Here is a 20,822-nt window from a genome sequence, read left to right on the forward strand (position 1 = left end):
ATATATTTTGCGGGCGCGCGCGAAAGGAAAACGATGATTTAAGGAAGGGAAAACGGTGATTTACGGACGGAAAAAGGATGTGCACAAGAAAAAGAAAAGATGTACAGGAGAAGAGGACAGGATGTACACACGCTAACAAGAGAATATGGAAAGGCTAAATGTCACATCATAACCATCCCTATTTCACACATAAAAAGTCAATGGCATGTACGCCTGTATTCCTGAGGAGTGGTTCCAACCAGCTTCTTAAACAGACGATTAAAATAAGAATAATCATCAAACCCCATTGTAAAAGCGACATTTTTCACAGAAGAATCTTCTGTTAATAAAAGGAACTGAGCCTTTTCTATTTTCTTTTGATTGATATAATGCAAAGGTGTTACCCCCATTTCATGCTTGAACAGACGTATAAAATGATCTTTTGAAAGACAAACTTGATCAGCCAAAAGGCTCAAATTAATATTTTCATAGATATGCTCACGTACATAGGATAAAACATCCTCTATACGCTTATCACGGCAACTGCATTTTTGTTGAGCCTGCCTCACAAAACGAGATACCAACAAAAATACAATTCCTCTCGACTCTAGTTTATCGCAAAAAGCTCTTTGCTTGTTTTTTAATATATTTTTTATCAAGGTAGGCTCATTATCATATGCAGTAGGATCAGATTGCGGTAACTTCATATCCGGATTGATTTCACACAACCGAGTAACAAGTCGTAAATCGACCTCAGTGGCAGGAATTTCAAACGGGAGCTCCCATTCGGCAAATACATCTTGATGAGATTCCTCATAAATATGGAGATAATAATGGCAAAAGGAAGAGTCGCAAATGTAACTATGCGGGACAAAAGCCGGTATGAGATACAGATGATTAAGTTTCAGCAGGAATGTCCCAGCCGGCAATTCAACTTTTGCAGTGCCTTCCGTCACATAATACAACCGCATAAAAGGACTATTTACATTCTTCCAATTCCAATCTGCATCATGGATAGCCAATCCGACATTCAACAACAAAAGATGCAATTCTTCTAAAGGTAAACTCATCGATTTATTTTAAATTATATATTATAATACAAAACTATCATTTAAAATTGTATTAGCAAAACAAAATCGATAAAAATAAACAGCATGTCGATATTGTCCACTATCTACAAATGCAACAATTGCATCATATCGTTTTTTTCACATCAGAAGCCGAAAATATTCTATTTTTTATAACTAAAACCCCATAATTTTGCATTCGTTAATTAAGAGAGAGAGTAAAATAAAGTAAAAACTAATAAAATTACGCCTATGAGAAAAAGCACATAAATAAGAATAACGCTTACTACAATAGTAGCAGAAGCAAGGACAGAATTGTATAACATGAATTAACCAAACAACAAATCAATACCAATTTATGAATGAGCATTTGAAACATAGAATGTTAAAACTTATAGGGCTTGGTGCATTGTGTTTGACGGTAAGTACAGAAATGAGTTACGCTGCCGATACAAATTCTAAAAAGGCTGAGACATCCACAGTAGCTAGCCTAAGCCCGCAACAATCCAAAAAAATCAAAGTACAGGGAACCGTTACCGATAAATATGACCAATCACCCATTATCGGTGCAAACGTAGTGGTACTGGGTAAAGGAAAAGGTGTCATTACCGACCCTGACGGTGTATATGAAATTACCGTAAACGAAGGAGATTCTTTGGAGTTTTCTTTCATCGGTTATCAAAAACAAGTTATCAGAGTCAATAAGAAAGTTATCAATGTGATGTTGGAGGAACAAACCCAAATGTTGGAAGAAGCGGTCATTGTAGCTTTCGGTAAACAGAAAAAGGAAAGCGTCGTTTCTTCTATCTCAACGTTGGATACCCGACAGTTGAAAGTTCCGTCCAGTAACTTGACCACTGCATTGTCCGGTAAAATTGCAGGTTTGGTAGCCTATCAGACTTCGGGTGCGCCGGGTGAAGACAATGCACAATTCTTCGTACGAAGCGTTACCTCATTCGGTAGCGGATTGGTAGAGCCGTTGATTCTTATCGATAACATGCAGGCCACTTCTACCGACCTGGCACGACTGAGCCCTGATGACTTGGCCAGCTTCTCTATCTTAAAGGATGCTTCCGCTACAGCATTGTACGGTGCCAGAGGAGCCAATGGTGTAGTACTGGTCACGACTAAAGAAGGAAACCAAGGAAAAGCAAAAGTATCAGTACGTGTAGAATCTTCTCTCTCCACTCCTACTTGCGACGTGGATATCGCCGATCCTGTCAAGTTCATGGAATACTCCAATATTGCCAGCATGACACGCCACGACAAGATTACATACGAACAGAGTAAAATTGACAACACACGAAATCCCAACAGAAACCCGTATGTATATCCGGCAGTCGACTGGAGAAAGGAGTTAACAAGAAACCATGCATTCAACCAGCGTGCCAATATCAACATTTCCGGTGGTGGTAACGTCGTTACGTATTATTTGGCCGGCTCCGTATCGAGAGATAATGGCATCCTGGAAGTTGACCCTGTCAATCCGTTCAACACTAACATCAAGTTCAACAAATACACGTTACGTTCGAACGTCAATTTGAAACTGACCAAAACGACGGAGGCAAAAGTCAGAATGAACGCCGGTTTCGATAATTACACAGGACCGATAGGTGAATACGGTAGTGGTGGTACAAACACCTACGGCAAATGCTTGCTTGCCAATCCCGTTTTATTCCCAATGGCTTACCAACCGGATGCACAAACCCAATATTTGGATCGAAGAGTATTGTTCGGTAACTATTCCGGCAACAAATTTGGAGAAGGCTCTCCTACATATATCAATCCTTATGCCGACTTGATGAGAGGATATCAGGACGTAAGGAAAAGTAACTTCGCAGCCCAAATGGAACTTCATCAGGACCTCAAATTCATCACCAAGGGATTGAAGGCCAGATTAATCGGCAACGTTACACGCTATTCAGGTTTTGATATACAACGTTCTTATAAACCATTTTATTATCAATACATACAAGGTACCTACGACCCCACTAATACTCAGTTCCCATACGAACTGTCGGCATTAAATCCGGAAGGTGGCTCTGACTTTATCGAATATACCGCCGGCAGTAAAGACGTAAGCACACGCTTATATGGTGAAGGTTCCATCATGTACGACAATACATTCAATGAGAAGCATGATGTGGGCGGATTGTTTGTCGCTTCATTCAGTGAAACGATGAATGGCAGTGCCAGCAATCTGGACACCTCCCTTCCTTCACGTAACGTATCTTTCGCCGGCCGTTTCACATACGGATTTGACAAGCGCTATTTTACGGAATTCAACTTCGGTATCAACGGTTCGGAACGTTTTGACCCGGCCCACCGATGGGGCTTCTTCCCTTCATTTGGTGCCGGTTGGCGTATCTCCAACGAAAACTTCTGGTCGGGCATCAGAAAATATGTTCCTTTATTCGTTGTAAGAGCTACCTATGGTCTGACAGGAAACGATGTGATTATTGAAAACGATGACCGTTTCTTCTTTACGTCCAATGTTGATTTGAACGGTCCTGCTGCCGGGTATTTTGGTTCGAACCCGGATCAAACATTTACACGACCGACCATTGTAGTTGGCAGATACGCAAATCCCGATATCACTTGGGAAGTTTCATACAAAACCAACCTGGCTATTGAATTGGGTTTCTTTGACGAGGACCTGAAACTGCAAGCTGAATTTTACAAAGAACGCCGAACCAACATTGTACAAGAAAGACCAGATATCCCTTCCATCATGGGATTAACCAAAGAAGTCAGAACCAATTATGGTGAAGCAGAAGGTAAAGGTATTGACTTGACATTGAATTTCAACAAATCGTTCAGAAATTCGTTGTGGTATATCATTCGCGGTAATTTCACGTATGGCACTTCCAAAATTACCAAATATGAAGAATTAGACTATTCAGGAATAGCCCCCTGGTTGTCGACAGTAGGACGAAAAGTAGGACAAAGCTTGGGATATGTGGCCGAACGTCTGTTTATTGATGATATGGAGGTCGAAAACTCTCCTGTACAACAGGTTAGCAACCTGGGAGGTATTTATCAGGCCGGCGATATCAAGTACCGCGACATCAATGGTGACGGTATCATCAACAGTTACGACAGGGTTCCCATGGGTTATCCAACCACTCCTGAAATTCAATACGGATTTGGTGCGTCAATCGGCTACAAGAATTTTGACTGTTCCTTCTTCTTCCAGGGACAATCCCACTACTCCTTCTTCCTCGATGCGGAAAACATGGCTCCTTTTGTCGAAGTTTACAAGAACGACATGAAAGGTAACCGTGCCATGCTGAACTTTATTGCAGAAAATTGCTGGACAGAAGAAAACAGAAATCCCTATGCCAAATGGCCCCGCCTGTCACCCGATACCGGTAATGGTGCCTACGGAAACAATAACAACTTCGTGGCAAGCAGTTATTGGTTACGCAATCTGGACTATCTCCGATTGAAATCCGTGGAATTGGGATACACGTTCCCCGACTTCAAGGGAATCAGTGTCAGACTCTACATGAGTGGTTCAAACTTGCTGACTTTTTCAAGCTTCAAAATGTGGGACCCGGAAATGGGAGGAAACGGTCTGGCTTATCCGCTACAGCGAGTTTACAACATGGGACTGTTAGTCAATTTTTAATCATTAAGAATACCGAATATGAAAAAAATATTTTATTTGATACTCCTTTTTGCGCTGTCAGGATGTAACAATCTGCTGGACATTTTGCCCGACGACAAGCCAGAATTGGACGATGCGTTCATCAATGAATACAATACGGAAAAATATCTATTTACCTGTTACAAGCATATACCTTCGTATGCCGATCCGAACAACACGCTGGGTCTGACAGGAGGAGGTGAAATCATGTACCACGAACAGGACAAAACGAAGACAATGAGTGGTGGAATGCCTGCTCCCATGAAAGCCTTTTTCATGGGGAACAAGGCCGACAGCCCCTATATGAATTTCTGGGACGGTTATGGGCTTTGGCAGGGTATCAGACACTGCAACGTCTTTCTGGAAAAAGTTCCATTGGAAAATGGTGGTCCCAAAGACTTGAGTGAAAAGAAAAGGAATCTGTGGATGGCTGAAGTACGGGCATTACGTGCATTCTACCATTTCTACCTGTTCCGTCTTTATGGCCCCATTCCCATCATGGATTATGCCATCCCCATCTCTGCAGAAGAGGAAGATTTGCAAATCTACCGTAACACAACGGATGAGGTAGTCAATTTCATTGTGACAGAACTCGACAAAGCCATCGAATTTTTACCTGAACGAGCCGAAATGGACCAATCAACAGAATTCGGTCGTTTCAACAAGACGATAGCACGCTGTATCAAAGCCAAAGCATTGGTATTGGCTGCCAGTCCATTGTTCAACAACAACTATTACAAAGGTTACAAAGACAATCGGGGCATCGAACTGTTCCCGGAAGGGGACAGCCAAGCCAGATGGCAGGCAGCCCTTCAAGCTTGCGACGATGCATGCCGGTCGGCTGAAGCGGACGGAAACATTATTCTCATAACGCAAGATGCAGGAGGTAATGCCATAACAGGTACCCACATCGGAAATATCAATGATACCATCAAAGCTATGGTCAGCTTACGCCAGGCAGTAACAGAACCTTGGAATATGGAAATCATTTGGGCTCTGAATCAAAATATGCGTACCCTCCAGATGTACTCATCCATGATCAGTAATTCTGAATGGTCCCAATCACTCGGTGCCGACCAAGATGAATTAGGAATACGCCATGCACCGACGATGAACTTTACGGAACTTTTCTATTCATCCAACGGATTGCCCATCGAGGAAGACAATGACTGGAGCCAGAACGGATGGTACATCAACCGATATAAGGTTCAGGATGTAGATGCGGAACACAGCAAATATTTCATCAAAAAAGGATATCGTACAGCCATCCTTCACTTTAACCGTTCATTGCGTTTTTATGCTTCTGTAAGCTTTGACGGAGGTTTGTGGGAAGGACGTCTGAAATCGCTTGAAAAGACCGATTTCGCCCAGTTCTGGTCTGGCAAAGGATGTGGTGAGAGAAACTACGGTTCTTATGGAGCCTTCTCTACTACCGGTTATCTGACTAAGAAACTGGTACATTTGAAATCGAAGTATACTGATGAGAAAATTGACTTTATGGATGAGCATACTTCTTTCCCCGTAATTCGTTTGGCTGATATGTACCTGTTGCTCGCCGAGGCATTGAATGAAGTGGGCGGACCTGGACAGACCGACTCAAAAGGAAAAACTGCGGCAGACTACTTGGACGAGATTCGTGCCCGTTCCGGCATGAAGGGCGTAGTGGAAAGTTATCAAAAACATGCCAAACCTGAATTCAGGAACAAGCCTGCCAGCCAGGAAGGTATGCGGGAAATTATCCGCCGCGAACGCATCAATGAATTGGCCTTTGAAGGTTCTTTCTATTATGACGTCAGAAGATGGCTGATGGGAGAAAATTTCCTGAGCCAACCCACCAAAGGATGGAATTACAAAGGAGTGAACGAGGTAGAGTTCTATACCCCAATCATTTTGGCACAGCCCAAGTTCACCATGCGAGATTACCTGATGCCAATCCGTACCGCAACCCTTTTACAAGACAAAAATCTGGTACAGAATCCAGGATGGTAACAATGATTGTATGATTTAACAAATGAATACTATGTATAAAAGATTTAAGCAAACAATAGCATTGACAGGCACGTTGCTGTTAACTGCCTGCTCACAAAGTTATGATGGCTTGGAAGTAATCCAGACTGATAATATTCCTCCCCAAAAACTGACTATAACCGAAGTGGTACCCAAACCTGGTGCATTGGAGATTCACTACGAATTGTCGAAACAGGACAAGGATGTAGCCCAAATTGTGGCTTCGTATACCAAAAATGGAGAAAAGAAGGAGTTTAATACATCACGTTACGTGTCGAGTATTCTAGTGGAAGGTTTTATGGGACCGGCTGAACAAACCGTAGACTTACAGGTTGTTGACAACAGTGGTAATACATCAGAAATCACTCAAGTGAAGGCTACGCCTCTCAAATCTCCCGTAGAAGAAGCCTTCGAAGCACTCCATGCAGAACAGGCTTTTGGTGGTGTCCGGCTTTCTTGGAAAAATACGAGTGGAGATTTCCTGACGATTCATGTATTGACCAATGATACACTCCAGATTAAAGGAGATACGGTTTTTATAGAAGACCCCAGTAAAATAATCTATACACGTGATACCGTTGCGGCCAATACATTTACCTACATCCGTAACTATCCGCCTGTAGAGCAGAAATTCGGTTTCTCCATTACCGACAAATGGGGCAACCGAACAGATACATTGGTAGCTATGATTACTCCGATTCGAGAAGATCATGTAGAATCTAATCAGATTAGAGTGATTGAAGAATTCGGATATGAGTATACAAACGGTAAAACCAAGGATTACGATCAATATGGATTCCTGGATGCAGAAAAAACGTTCCAGAAAGACTCTCCTTTCTATGCAGGATGGGCCGGTCCGGCAACTCTGTTCAATGGTTATGTAGGTCCTGCAGGTGAATTCTATTGTACCAAGTTTACCAAAAACTACAACGATGCCGACCCTGACAATGACGAACTTGTTCAAAGCGCATTCATCAGTTACGACTTACGCTGTGATGTTCAATTAGGACGTTTCAAGGTCTGGTGGCGTAGTAATGCATGGCAGGGTGGAAACACAAGACGTTGGAGATTTTGGGGAACAACTGATAAAAATCCGGCTTGGCGTTCTCAGTTCCCCGAAGGATGGGATTTAGTGGGTGAATATCAGGTAAAGGATCCTGTTAATCCCGGTAGTCCCACAGATGAAGAAGTTGAAATGTGGGTGAATGGAATAGACTTCAATATCAAGGATGACAACCTTAACCCTGATGCAAAAACTGACGCAACCATACGTTACATCAGAATCGAAATGGTAGAAAGTTTTGACCCGACCCTTCCACAATACACATTCAATGAAATGGAATTCTGGGGAGAAATCGAAAACAAATATTACTAAATCAGATTGGATTGGACAGAGGGAGCTGGTTAATCCTCCCTCTTCCTGTCCAGTCAAACATTACAAACTAAATTGACATAAAAGATTTGTTATGAAAAAATTCATTTACATGTTAGCTGTCGGATTGTTATCCATGATGCATTTCATCAGTTGTGACGACACTTCGAACTTTTTGGAACAGTATACCAGCCAAGGACCCATTATTTATGCGGCCAAGGTAGATTCCATTTACTGTCAAAGTGGACTTTACCGGGTACGTGTGAACTTGTTCCCAAACTACGACGTCAACCGCGACCATTGTATGTTGAGATGGAACATAACCAGCGATACACAAGATTCGGCAAAAGTAGTCTACAGTGATGAAAATTACGATTCCGAGTTGAAGTGTTACTATACGATTCTTGATTTATCGGAAGACCAAATTCAGGGCAATCTGGAAATCCGCGCGCAAAATTATGATAATTCAGGAAATAAGTCATTGGTAACCACCGGTGGAGCCTACGTATACGGAGACATTTACGTATCTTCATTGACCAATGATTTTATAGTGGTAGCCGCCGATGGACAAAGTTTGGTTATCGACCGGAAAATGGGTTCAATCGGTAACTATATCAGTTATGAACAGGCCGATGGGACATTTACGAAAGAAGTGTTTGTAGATGAAAACACGTTCCCGTTGGTAAATGCCAAACCAGGAGGAATTGTAAAGACAAAAACCGTATACCACATGAAAGAAAGCGATATAGACAAATTACAACCGACCTACTATTTGGAAACAGTAATACCCCAATTTTAACGAAAGTCAATAATACAGCTATATAAATAAGTTACGGACAAGATAGATCATAAAAAATGTTTATGTTTATCTGTCCGTAACTTTCATTTAAAGAATAAAACGTAATTTTGGGTGGGAGTTATTGAATAGACTTATTGTTAGGTATAAATAAGTATCAGTTAGGGCATGAATATGAAAACAATCATAACAACAATATATTATATCTTATTATCTACATTTGCAATTAATGCACAAATCCAATGGTTCAATCCGATTGAAACAGAAGGTTTTTCCTGTATTCATAATCAAGGATGGAATGAGAACGGGGGAAATTATAACCGTTTTCCCAATCGAGCCCAAAAACAAGTAAGGGCAGCCGTCTGGAATCTTTCTTGCCAATCAGCAGGTTTGGCCATTCGTTTTGTAACAAATGCTCAACAAATTAAAATACGTTACCAGGTAACAGGAGGTTATAGTATGCCCCATATGCCTGCTACAGGCGTTTCTGGAGTAGACTTATATGTATGGAATGGTAATACTCCACATATTTGCTATACCAATTATCAGTTTGCAGACACAATACGATTCAACTATGCCGTAGACCGTACAAAAAAGAAAACAAAAGAAGAAAAGTTATACGAACTATATTTACCTCTTTATAATGGAATTAAATGGTTGGAAATTGGTGTGGATGCCAATGACAAGTTCACATTTATCCCTATAAAAAAAGAAAAGCCCGTTGTTGTATACGGCACTTCCATTGCTCAAGGAGCTTGTGCTTCACGCCCCGGAATGGCATGGACCAATATTCTATCTCGGAAATTAAAAGAACCGGTAATTAATTTAGGATTTTCAGGCAATGGGAAGTTGGAAAAAGAAGTTATATCCCTATTGACGGAACTGGACGCCAAAGTTTATGTCATCGACTGTATGGCCAACTTATATGATCGGTCACCCCAAGAAATCTGTGATTTGGTTATAGCAGCCGTCAAACAAATCCGTTCCAAACGCCATTCACCGATTTTATTAATCGAACATGCCGGTTACAGTAATGCCTACACAAATAAAAAGTGGAATGACGCATACCAAAACACAAATCGGGGATTAAAAATGGCATACAAGATTCTACAGCAAGACAATACCGAAAAATTATATTATTTGTCTAAAGAAGAACTGGGGTTAGACCCAGACTCTTGGGTAGACTATGTACACCCATCAGACTATGGTATGATACAACAATCCAATGCCATACACATCAAGCTGAAAGAAATCATATAAAATAAATAGGTTTTACATAAAAAAACATTCCACCATGAAAAAACTGATCATATTATCTTTATGCCTGTTGTTTACAATCTCCCTACCCACTAAGGGACAAATACGTTTGGCTTCCATCTTTAAAGACCACATGGTCCTGCAACAAAATTCAAAAGTAAATGTATGGGGCTGGGGAACTCCTGGTTCTAAGTTCAAGATGGTTGGAGAATGGAATCTGAAAGATACGATTGTGGTTCCTGTCGACAACTGGGGACGATGGAAAACGCAAATACAAACCAATCAGGCTGGAGGTCCTTATGAAATACGTATCCTTGACTCAGGCAGCTCTACAGTAATATTGAAAGATGTCATGCTGGGGGAAGTATGGTTGTGTAGTGGACAATCCAATATGGAATGGACTTATAACCACAAACTGGGCAACCCCGAAAAAGAAATTCCTGCTGCCAATTACCCCAATATACGAATTTTCACCGTTGATAAAGTAGCCTCCGCCAATCAGCAAGATTTATGCGAAGGCCGATGGGAGGCTTGTACTCCTGACGTAATGAAACGCAGCAGTGCAGTAGCCTATTTCTATGCACGCCAATTGCATAAGCAACTCAACGTACCCATTGGAGTCATTGTTTCCTGTTGGGGAGGCACCAATGCCGAAACCTGGCTGGAGGATTCCATTGTAAAGACTGATTCCGAATTAAAGAAAGCAAGCAGTTTACATATACCCTACGCTTGGTGGCCCTACGAACCAGGAGTATGTTACAATGCAATGATTCATCCCCTCGTTCCCTATACTTTAGCCGGATTCATCTGGTACCAGGGAGAAGCCAATGTGGGTAAAGGCATATTCCCCGTATACGACAAACTTATGAGAAAGCTGATTAGCAGCTGGCGAAATGACTTCGGCAAAGATTTACCGTTCTATTTTGTCCAAATAGCTCCATTCAATTACAACAAAGACTCATATGCCAATTATTTACGAGAACAACAGGCACAAACTGCATTATATCCCAATACCAAAATGATTGTCATATCCGATTTATTGGATGGCAATGTAAATAACATACACCCACTAAACAAATGGGATGTAGGAGATCGACTGGCCAATCTGGCACTCACCTATACCTACGGCATCAAAGGACGTCCCCACCTTTATCCACGATTTGAAAAAATGGAAATAAAAGGAAGAAAAGCATACTTGTCTTTCAAGGATTCACCCGGTATTGAAATTCGAGGGAAAAAAATCAGGGACCTGCAGGTTGCAGGAAGTGACTCCATATTTGTAGATGCTGAAGCAAAGGTGGTAGACGGGAAATTAGTTGTCTGGAGTCGTAATGTGAAAGATATCAAGGCTGTACGTTATGCATTTACCAATACGGCCATAGGGAACTTATTCAGTACCGAAGGACTTCCCGTCATTCCCTTTCGAACAGATTCATTCAATTTATAAAACTAATACAAACTCATTTAAACAACAAGTATCATGAGAACAATTATTATACTCTTAATTACATTCGCCGCGACCTTCACATCATCCTTTGCATCTTGTCAGAAAGATAAAAAAGGTACCATCCGCTTTGCCATTGTATCCGATTTGCATGCACCCGACCTACCCGACGGAAAAGAACGTATGCAAGCTGTAGTAGATGCCGCCAATGAAAATAAGGTGGATTTCTTAATCCAATTGGGCGATTTTATCCGTTTGGATAGTGCCAGCCAACCACTAAGAGAAATCTGGAATGAATATAAAGGCGAAAAATTTCATGTATTGGGCAACCATGATCTAGACAAATATTCAAAAGAGGAATTTGTAGCCGGCTTTGGTATGCCGGGAAGATATTATTCTTTTGACAGGGGTGATTTCCATTTCATCATTTTAGACGGGAACAATCTATTCGACGGAAAAAAATACATCCCATACAACAAAGCCAACTACTACGTAGACATGAAAAAAAGAGAGTTCATGGATCCGGAGCAGATGGAATGGCTAAAGAAAGATTTGGCCAGCACAGATAAGCGTTGCATCCTCTTTTCCCACCAAAGCATTGACCGTGCAATGGGAAATGGATACGATGTAAGAGACATTTTGGAAGCTGAAAATCGTAGAGCAGGTTTCAAGAAAGTCGTAGTGGCCTTCAGTGGACACAACCATAGCAATTATGTAGATGAAATCAATGGCATTACCTATGTCCAAATCAACAGCGCATCATACGTTTGGGTTGGAGATGAAACACAAACAGAAAAACGATATCCGAAAGAGATTAACCAAAAATACTCCTTGCTGAAATACTCCATGACATTTGACAAGCCTCTGTATGGGATCGTCACTGTGAACAAAAAAGGAATGTCGATGAAAGGTACAGAAGGAAAATTTCTTCCTCCCACCCCTGAAGAAATTGGATTACCCAAGAAATTAGGCAGCTTCCCGTTAGTGCCATACATTAAAGATTTTCATATCGATTTCTAACTCTATGACCTAATGACGATGGATATAATATACCAAACGTACAAATGGATATCATTTGCATTAATCAGTGGTTTATCTTTATCAAGCTGCTCTATTAAAAAAGAATATCAGCCAAACATCCATACAGTGAAGAGTCCTCAAGGTACGGAAGTATTCCAACCGGATTCCGCGTCGATAGCCAGCCATTATACTATACCTCAATGGTTTTCAGACAGCAAATTCGGAATATTCATACATTGGGGACCAGCTTCCGTACCGGCATACGACGGATGGTACGCCCGAAACATGTATGACATTAACAGCCATGTACACAAATATCACACCGAAAAATATGGTCCGGTAACAGAATTCGGTTTCAAAGATTTCATCCCCATGTTTAAGGCTGAAAAATTCAATCCACAGGCATGGGCACGCCTGTTCAAAGAAGCTGGAGCACGATATGTGGTACCTGTAGCTGAGCATCACGATGGATTTGCTCTTTACAACAGTACGTTTAACCCATGGAATTCTGTAGAAATGGGACCTAAAAAAGACTTAATCAAAGAATTGCGTGAGGCTATTTTAGCAGAAGGCCTACATTTTGGGCTTTCATCCCACCGGGCTGAAAATTGTTGGTTCTATAATGAAGGAATGAAAATTCCCTCTGATGTTCAAGACACTACCATAACCTTGTATGGAGAACGTATTGCCGGACCTGACGGCCCCACCCTCTCTCCGGAAGTTGTCAATCACGAAGGTTCCAATGAACATTCACGTCTAAACTGGCTTACACATATGTATGAGTTAATAGACCAATACCAACCCGAACTTTTGTACTTTGACTGGACAGTTGGTAAAAAGCCCTTCCAGGAAACCTTTTACAAATTCATGGCCTATTATTATAACAATGCTTTGGACTGGAAAAAGGAAGTTGTAGTCAATACCAAATTTGGATACGGAGACAACATACAAGTTTTTGACATAGAAAGAGGCAAATCTGACGAAATCAAACCCTACCCCTGGCAAACCGATACATCTATAGGCAAAATTTTCTGGTTTTATCAGAAAGACGAAAGCGATTTGAAATCGCCTGACCATATCATAGACGATTTGGTAGACATAGTAAGCAAAAACGGGAATCTATTATTAAATGTCGGCCCCCGTGCAGACGGTACAATTCCTGAAAGCCAACAAAAGGTATTACACGAGATAGGCAAATGGCTGCAAGTGAATGGAGAGGCCATTTACGAAACCCGACCATGGGTTAAGGCAGGCGAAGGTCCTAATAGAGGCACACACGGTTCTATGACAGACAGCCAACAATCAATCTATACTCCTGAAGATATTCGTTTCACATCTCGAAAAGATACATTATATGCCATTGTCTTGTCGTGGAGCAAAGATTCCGTCCTTATTAAATCGTTAGGAAAGGGACAGAAAGATTCTTTTTCTGTTCATTCAGTATCTATGTTAGGAAGTAATGCAAAGTTAGAATGGAAACAAAAGCCAGAAGGATTATTGGTTCACTTCCCCCAAATACAACCCACAGATTATGCGCATGTTTTAAAAATCAAATAAGTCAAATCACTACACTATTCAAAAAGTAAAAATGAAGCAAATCCATACAGCAATCATAATCATTATATCATTAATTACCTCTTGTTCCCCTCACAAGAACAATCACACTTCAGTTATCATACCCAATAAACAGCAACAGGAATGGGCTGAAGCTGAAATTGGAGTCTTGATCCATTTCGACATGCCAACTTTTCATAAGGATTACAATTGGCGAAATTGGGGAACCCATCCTGATGCTTCCACATTCAATCCCAGTCAGCTGAATACGGACCAATGGCTGGAAACAGCTCAGAAACTAGGTGCCAAATATGCAGTATTAGTTGCCAAACATTGTAGCGGTTTCAGTCTATGGCCTACAGAAGCACATGAATACAGCATAAAAAATTCGCCTTGGAAAAATGGGAAGGGAGACATTGTGGCCGACTTTATCGCTTCATGTAAGAAATATGGCATCAAACCTGGCATTTATGCCAGCACTACCGCAAACGGTTATCTATATGTTAACAATCCGGGCAAAGTACAAAAAGGCAGTCCTGTCAGCCAAGAAGAGTACAACCAAATCGTCGTTCAACAACTCACTGAGCTTTGGAGTAATTATGGAGAATTATTTGAAATCTGGTTTGATGGTGGTGTCCTTGGGAAGAAACAGGGAGGAGCTGATGTATTGTCTTTAGTACAAAAACTACAGCCTAATGCCGTCGCTTTTCAAGGGCCATATGGACACCCCAATCTTGTACGCTGGGTCGGCAATGAAGAAGGAGTAGCCCCATATCCGTGCTGGGCAACCTGTGATTCAACCACCAATGCAGATGGCACGTGTGTCATTGAAGGACTTCATGGAAATGCATACGCCAGCTATTGGTGTCCCGGTGAATCAGACTTCACCTTACGATGGAACCGTTCTTACCAGGGCGGATGGTTTTGGACAGCAGGCCAAGACAGCATGATGTATACGGTTCCAGAACTTCTGACGAAATACGAAACCAGTGTTGGCCGTAATACGAACATGTTACTGGGGCTGGTCATTGACAACCGCGGCTTGGTTCCGGATGCAGATGCCAAGCGCATTGAAGAATTCGGGCAGGAAATTGCCCGTCAATATAGTTCTCCAATGATGCAAATCCAAGGAACAGGCAATGAATATACACTCGTTTTTGAAAAAGTAACAGATATAAACCGGGTTATTATCCAAGAAGATATTACGAAAGGCGAACGTGTTTTGAAATACAAACTGGAAGGCCAAAAGAATGGGAAGTGGGAGATATTGGATGAAGGTTCCTGTATCGGGCACAAACGTATTGTCAAATTTGAATCCCAGCCATTGAAAGCTATCCGATTAATTATAAATGAGTCAAAAGCAGAACCTAACATCAGAAATTTTGCTGTTTATAAGACTCTAGAAAAGGATTTGAACCATCAAGCAAACGAGATGGACTCAAAACAATAACGTATTATCAAAAACATGTCCAATTAATAGCAATGAAATGAAAAACTCCCGAAGAAATTTTCTAAAACAAGGATTCTGGGGACTCTGTGCATTGGGTACAGCTGCCCTGCCCCTACAATCCATCACAGGTGCCCCACTTGTTTTCAAACGGAACAAGAAAGGTATAGCCCGAAGAGTCGTTCTGTTGTCACTTGACGGCATCTGCGTGGAAGGATTCAAGAAAGCCCACACTCCGAATTTGGACAATCTTCTTGCCCAAGGTACTCTTTCGCTAAAAACAAGAGTGGTCATGCCTTCGGTAACCTTGCCCAACTGGACAAGCCATCTGACAGGAAGTGGTCCTGAGCTCCATGGAGTAGTCAATAACGAATGGACGATTGACAAATACAAGCTTCCGGCCGTAGAAACAGATGCAGACGGTTATTATCCTTCTGTATTCAAAATTCTGAAAGACAATATTACAGACGTGAAAACAGCCTTCTATTACAATTGGGCCAATCTGATTTATCCTTATAACCCAAAATATCTGGATGAAACCAGTTATTTGGAAAACGATGCTTATGTTCCCAATTATGAAAAAGCATTGAACTTCATGAAGGAAAACAGAAACCATCCGACGTTGGTCTTTCTCTATTCTGTACACACCGATCATGCCGGGCACAAACACAAATGGATGTCGCCCGAATACATCCGCTCCATTGAAGAAGCAGACCTGGAAATCGGGAAGTTACTGAATCAGATGCAATCGGAGGGCCTGACAGAAGACACTCATTTCCTTTTTCTGACCGATCATGGCGGCATCAATTACGGACATGGAGGAGTCAGTGTAGAAGAAATGATTGTTCCTTGGGGAATCGCAGGTCCCGGCATCAAGGAAGGAGCCGTTCTTTCAGAACCGAACAACACAGTAAATACAGCATCCGTTATCCTCCGCCTGTTCGGAGTAAAATCACCGTTGTGCTGGACTGGAGAAGTCCCCGAATCTCTATTCAAATAAGCAAAAACATCAAACATAAACCCAATGTCTACAAAAGAAATTATCTCATCAGCCATCAGCCTGTGTCTGGCTCCCTTGCTGGCAACAGCAAGTCCCTATACGGGAAAAGTCTATATTGACGCCAACCAAAACGGTGTCTACGACAAAGGTGAAAAAACAATCAAGAATGTAGCAGTATCCGACGGACTGAATGTAGTCAAGACGTCTGCTCAGGGAGAATATACCCTACCCGGACATTCTAAAACGCGTTTTCTGTTTATAACCACTCCAAGCGGTTATAAGGCTTCCAGTCACTATCATCGCATTTCAGACGGAAAAGAATCCTACGACTTCGCCCTCCAGCCATACAACGCGCATATCGGAAACGGAGGAGCCCACCATTTCATTCAAATATCCGACACCGAAATATCAGGACCGACAGGTGAAGAAGAATGGGTTTCGGATGTCCGCATATACGCAGCCAACGAACAGGCCGCCTTCATTGTCCATACAGGAGACATCTGTTATGAAAAAGGATTGAAATCACACAAACCGATGATGAATACCGGGAACATGGATATTCCCATGTATTATTGCATCGGCAATCATGACCTGGTCAAAGGGAAATACGGTGAAGAACTGTTCGAACAGATATACGGCCCTGTTTATTACTCCTTCGAAGTAGGAAATACTCATTACATTGTCACCCCCATGTGGCACGGAGACTATCGCCCAAGTTATACCATAGAAGATGTATACAACTGGTTAAAGAACGACCTGGCACAAGTTTCAAAAGACAAATCCGTCGTCATATTCAACCATGACTGCCTGACCACCAACGGAAGATACGTTCTTTCGGCCGGCAAAGGAAAAGAAATCGATCTGGAGGCTCACAACCTGAAAGCCTGGATATATGGGCATTGGCACATCAACCGCATTACCCGACACGGAAACGTACTTGCCATCTGTACCTCCACACTTGCCCGCGGAGGAATTGACCATGCAACTTCTGCTTTCCGCTCTATCCGGATGGACAAGAACGGTAATATCAGCTCCACCTTACGTTATACGTATATCGACAAACTGATCGAATTGGCTTCCACTTACAATGGCCAGGCTCCTGTTACTCCAGAAGGTAAACTGCCTGTATCTGTAAACACCTACTCAACAGTGTCAAATACCCGGGAAGTCACCTATAGTTGCCGAATTGGAGACCGCATCATCACTTCGGGAACACTGAAGCCTAAAACAGACTTCAACTGGTATGGCGAAACAAAACTTCCCGACTGGTGTAAAGGGAAAAGCGTAACGCTGAAAGCCGTTGCCCACTTCACAAATGGAGAAACTGCTGTCTGCGAACGATATTTCACATATTCCCCAGTTCCATCTCAAGGTTCTCCTAAGAATAACTGGAGCAATCTGGCAGGGAACGCCCAACACGTCGGTATAAGCAAAGACACATTGAAACTTCCCCTAAGTTTGACATGGACCCAAAATGTAGGTTCAAACATATATATGACATCACCAGTAGTATACAATGGGAATGTCTACATCGCTACCACAGACGAAAATGCAGATAACAAATCGGCAGTCATCTCCCTGGATGGCGTAAAAGGTACCATCCGATGGACCTACCCCACCCGTTCTTCCGTAAAAAACACAATAGCGGAGACAAACGGCATATTGTTTGCCCAAGATGCAGACGGATACCTCTATGCTTTAGACGCAGCAGAGGGTAAACTGTTATGGGAGAAAAAGCTGAACATTTCATTGATACCCGGGCTGAATGACGGTCTGGTCGCTTCTGGAAACAAAGTCTTTGCAGGATCGGGAAAAGGTCTCTGCGCTTTGAACGCCCAAACCGGAGAATTGCTCTGGCAAAACAAAGCATGGTCACAACGTGAAGGTACAACAGTCACCCTGTCTCTGAGTCCAAATGGAAGAACGTTGATAGGGGGTGTCCAATGGGGAGCCATGTATGCCAACGATGCCAATACAGGCGATTTCATGTGGAGCAAAAGTGAAAACGGAATTAGAAACAGAGCTTCTTCTCCTGCCATGTACAATGGAATCATGTATTTCCTGTCACAAAAATCCCTGTTTGCCCTGTCACCAGAGTCCGGTGAAATACTGTTTCAGAAAGAACTTCCTTATTCGGTAGACGTCACCTCTACTCCGCTGGTAACAGAAAGTGAAATCATTTTCGGTACGTCTGCAGAAGGTTTGATAGCTCTCGACCGCCAGACTCTAAAGGAAAAATGGAGATTCCGTACAGAAAAAGCCCTGATTTACACAGCGCCCTACACAAACGGTCAGTCGGCACAAATTGAATGCAGCCCCATACTTTCGGGTGACGCCGTACTCATCGGTGCATCGGATGGAGTATTCTATGCCATCAAACGTCAAAACGGAGCATTACTCTGGAGGCATCGGACAGGAGCACCCATCCTGACAACAGGTGCCATATCGGGAAATATGTTCTTTGGAGCAGACTACGCAGGCAATGTATACGGATTTAAAGCAGAAGACTAAGATAGACAGTTGTAAACTGTTCAACCATTTTGCAACTGAATCATCGCAACCTTTACACTATCTCTAAATAAAACGTTTTCAATCTTTTCAAGGGAAAGTTTGTTTTCAGTAACAGAGGCATCCTGTAATCTACGACAGATAAGCAGGATGCCTCTTCGCGTGAAAAAATATATTCTCTAGTTCCAGACAAAAGATGACTCAATTTTTGTTATTTCCTACATGCTATAAAAACAACAAATAAAATCGGAGATTACAACAAAATTCCTTTTAAAAACCATCTGCCGTACAATATTTCTCTGTAACTTTAACCTCTGAAAAGGCTGTGGTAATTTCGTGAACATAACAGCTGAGCACTTATGATTAGTACTATCACAGACATACCACTGATTTTCAACAAAATATCCATCAAGTAATACAGATTTAACGTTATAAACATGTCATACGACTAAATTATCAAAGCAATATGTACAATATGACAAACAAACTTTTATTATTTTTCATCATCAATTTCTTGGGGTTGGCTACTATATTCGCAGCTCCTAAAAAGAAAGCAGTTTACATTGTTCTTGACGGTATACCGGCAGACTACATGGAACGAGTTCATCCACAAACAATCTTTGAGATTGCCGATGAAGGTGGATATGCCCGTGCAACGACAGGTGGAGAAATAGGAGGCTATTCCCAGACGTCGACAATCTCCGCTATCGGTTATATGAATATTCTAACGGGAACTTGGATGAACAAACATAACGTAAAAGGGAATTCCAATTTGGAACCCAACTACAATTATTGGTCGCTCTTCCGAATTGCCAAAGAACAGAATAAAGATGTACGGACGGCATTGTTCTCCAGTTGGGTTGACAATCGTACGGTACTGATCGGTGAAGGCAAGCCGGAGACTGACAATCTCCAGATTGACTATGTTTACGACGGTTATGAACTGGACAAAAAGGCTTTTCCTGAAAAGAAAGATCAGCTGCACATTTTTGAAATAGACTCCGTAGTCTGCCAGAAAGCAGCTGAATGCATAAAGGCGGATGCTCCAGACCTCAGTTGGGTATATCTTTGGTATACAGATTCCGGCTTCCATTTATATGGTGACGGAAGCTATATGGACGAATATGTGAACAGAACAGACAAACTTATATCACAGATATGGAATGCCGTGAAGTTCCGTGAAGTAAACCACAACGAAGAGTGGATGGTCATTGTAACCACCGATCATGGACGCACGGAGAGCGGCCACAATCACGGGGGACAATCTGAAAGAGAACGCAGTGTATGGATTTCGACCAATAACAAAGACTTGAATGCCCACTTTGAAAATCCCTCGCTGTCGCTGGTCGACATTTTACCGTCCATCTGTCGGTATATGGACTTTAAGATACCACGTGATGTCCGGTTTGAAGAAGACGGTATTCCTTTTATAGGGGATGCAGACATCTATTCACTGACTACTCATCCGTATGACAACAGTGTCACTCTCCGATGGAAGCATCATAAATCCAAGAATACAGCCACAATCTACATGGCAACATCCAATCAGTACAAGACTGGAGGAAAGGATGAATGGATCAAGATTGGAGAGGTCAAAGCTTCAAAAGGGGAATTCAGCATAGACCTCAGCCAATATCCTTTTTCGAAGTTCTATAAATTTGTAGTAGAAACACCCTACAATCATCTGACAAGATGGTTATATAAATAAATCAGACAGCTTAA

Annotated in this window: 13 protein-coding genes; 12 read left to right on the forward strand and 1 reads right to left on the reverse strand. The window is 42.0% G+C overall.

The window, feature by feature from the left end; translation table 11 throughout:
* Positions 1 to 197 precede the first annotated feature (197 nt).
* Positions 198 to 1,049: a helix-turn-helix domain-containing protein gene (locus RDO88_RS02455; protein ID WP_307757851.1), complete on the reverse strand. Its 852-nt coding sequence runs from the start codon at positions 1,047 to 1,049 to the stop codon at positions 198 to 200.
* Between the two features lie 430 nt (positions 1,050 to 1,479).
* Between RDO88_RS02455 and RDO88_RS02460 the strand changes: the two genes are divergently transcribed.
* The 12 genes from RDO88_RS02460 to RDO88_RS02515 all read left to right on the forward strand — a co-directional run bounded on the left by RDO88_RS02460 (position 1,480) and on the right by RDO88_RS02515 (position 20,808).
* Positions 1,480 to 4,677: a SusC/RagA family TonB-linked outer membrane protein gene (locus RDO88_RS02460; RefSeq protein WP_307757852.1), complete on the forward strand. Its 3,198-nt coding sequence runs from the start codon at positions 1,480 to 1,482 to the stop codon at positions 4,675 to 4,677.
* 18 nt (positions 4,678 to 4,695) lie between these two features.
* On the forward strand, positions 4,696 to 6,684 hold the full coding sequence (locus tag RDO88_RS02465; RefSeq protein ID WP_307757853.1) for a RagB/SusD family nutrient uptake outer membrane protein: 1,989 nt from the start codon (positions 4,696 to 4,698) through the stop codon (positions 6,682 to 6,684).
* 31 nt (positions 6,685 to 6,715) lie between these two features.
* A complete protein-coding gene (locus tag RDO88_RS02470) occupies positions 6,716 to 8,077 on the forward strand; it encodes a DUF5126 domain-containing protein (RefSeq protein WP_307757854.1) in 1,362 nt (453 codons plus the stop codon).
* A 91-nt stretch (positions 8,078 to 8,168) separates the two neighbouring features.
* On the forward strand, positions 8,169 to 8,873 hold the full coding sequence (locus RDO88_RS02475; RefSeq protein ID WP_307757855.1) for a DUF4998 domain-containing protein: 705 nt from the start codon (positions 8,169 to 8,171) through the stop codon (positions 8,871 to 8,873).
* 171 nt (positions 8,874 to 9,044) lie between these two features.
* The gene (locus RDO88_RS02480; RefSeq protein WP_307757856.1) at positions 9,045 to 10,130 is read left to right on the forward strand and encodes an SGNH/GDSL hydrolase family protein; all 1,086 of its coding nucleotides are present in this window, start codon (positions 9,045 to 9,047) and stop codon (positions 10,128 to 10,130) included.
* 34 nt (positions 10,131 to 10,164) lie between these two features.
* Positions 10,165 to 11,574 (forward strand): sialate O-acetylesterase, encoded by a 1,410-nt coding sequence (locus RDO88_RS02485; RefSeq protein ID WP_307757857.1) that lies wholly within the window; start codon positions 10,165 to 10,167, stop codon positions 11,572 to 11,574.
* Between the two features lie 33 nt (positions 11,575 to 11,607).
* Positions 11,608 to 12,591 carry a metallophosphoesterase gene (locus RDO88_RS02490; protein WP_307757858.1) on the forward strand — a complete coding sequence of 328 codons (984 nt, stop codon included), beginning with the start codon at positions 11,608 to 11,610 and terminating at the stop codon, positions 12,589 to 12,591.
* 18 nt (positions 12,592 to 12,609) lie between these two features.
* On the forward strand, positions 12,610 to 14,148 hold the full coding sequence (locus RDO88_RS02495; protein ID WP_307757859.1) for an alpha-L-fucosidase: 1,539 nt from the start codon (positions 12,610 to 12,612) through the stop codon (positions 14,146 to 14,148).
* Positions 14,149 to 14,179: 31 nt separating this feature from the next.
* Positions 14,180 to 15,595 (forward strand): alpha-L-fucosidase, encoded by a 1,416-nt coding sequence (locus RDO88_RS02500; RefSeq protein ID WP_307757860.1) that lies wholly within the window; start codon positions 14,180 to 14,182, stop codon positions 15,593 to 15,595.
* A 37-nt stretch (positions 15,596 to 15,632) separates the two neighbouring features.
* Entirely contained in the window at positions 15,633 to 16,592 is a 960-nt protein-coding gene (locus tag RDO88_RS02505) for an alkaline phosphatase family protein (protein ID WP_307757861.1), read from the forward strand.
* 24 nt (positions 16,593 to 16,616) lie between these two features.
* Positions 16,617 to 19,103 carry a PQQ-binding-like beta-propeller repeat protein gene (locus RDO88_RS02510; RefSeq protein ID WP_307757862.1) on the forward strand — a complete coding sequence of 829 codons (2,487 nt, stop codon included), beginning with the start codon at positions 16,617 to 16,619 and terminating at the stop codon, positions 19,101 to 19,103.
* Between the two features lie 472 nt (positions 19,104 to 19,575).
* Complete coding sequence (locus tag RDO88_RS02515; protein WP_307757863.1) at positions 19,576 to 20,808, forward strand: alkaline phosphatase family protein; 1,233 nt, start codon at positions 19,576 to 19,578, stop codon at positions 20,806 to 20,808.
* Positions 20,809 to 20,822 lie beyond the last annotated feature (14 nt).

Origin of the sequence: uncultured Mediterranea sp., from assembly GCF_902493215.1 — a bacterium.
Taxonomy (GTDB): Bacteria; Bacteroidota; Bacteroidia; order Bacteroidales; family Bacteroidaceae; genus Bacteroides.

Coding starts and splice junctions, on each gene's coding strand:
- RDO88_RS02475 (WP_307757855.1), top strand. CDS start 8,169: ATGAAAAAATTCATTTACATGTTAGCTGTCGGATTGTTATCCATGATG.
- RDO88_RS02470 (WP_307757854.1), top strand. CDS start 6,716: ATGTATAAAAGATTTAAGCAAACAATAGCATTGACAGGCACGTTGCTG.
- RDO88_RS02480 (WP_307757856.1), top strand. CDS start 9,045: ATGAAAACAATCATAACAACAATATATTATATCTTATTATCTACATTT.
- RDO88_RS02455 (WP_307757851.1), bottom strand. CDS start 1,049: ATGAGTTTACCTTTAGAAGAATTGCATCTTTTGTTGTTGAATGTCGGA.
- RDO88_RS02515 (WP_307757863.1), top strand. CDS start 19,576: ATGACAAACAAACTTTTATTATTTTTCATCATCAATTTCTTGGGGTTG.
- RDO88_RS02500 (WP_307757860.1), top strand. CDS start 14,180: ATGAAGCAAATCCATACAGCAATCATAATCATTATATCATTAATTACC.
- RDO88_RS02490 (WP_307757858.1), top strand. CDS start 11,608: ATGAGAACAATTATTATACTCTTAATTACATTCGCCGCGACCTTCACA.
- RDO88_RS02465 (WP_307757853.1), top strand. CDS start 4,696: ATGAAAAAAATATTTTATTTGATACTCCTTTTTGCGCTGTCAGGATGT.
- RDO88_RS02505 (WP_307757861.1), top strand. CDS start 15,633: ATGAAAAACTCCCGAAGAAATTTTCTAAAACAAGGATTCTGGGGACTC.
- RDO88_RS02495 (WP_307757859.1), top strand. CDS start 12,610: ATGGATATAATATACCAAACGTACAAATGGATATCATTTGCATTAATC.
- RDO88_RS02460 (WP_307757852.1), top strand. CDS start 1,480: ATGAGTTACGCTGCCGATACAAATTCTAAAAAGGCTGAGACATCCACA.
- RDO88_RS02510 (WP_307757862.1), top strand. CDS start 16,617: ATGTCTACAAAAGAAATTATCTCATCAGCCATCAGCCTGTGTCTGGCT.
- RDO88_RS02485 (WP_307757857.1), top strand. CDS start 10,165: ATGAAAAAACTGATCATATTATCTTTATGCCTGTTGTTTACAATCTCC.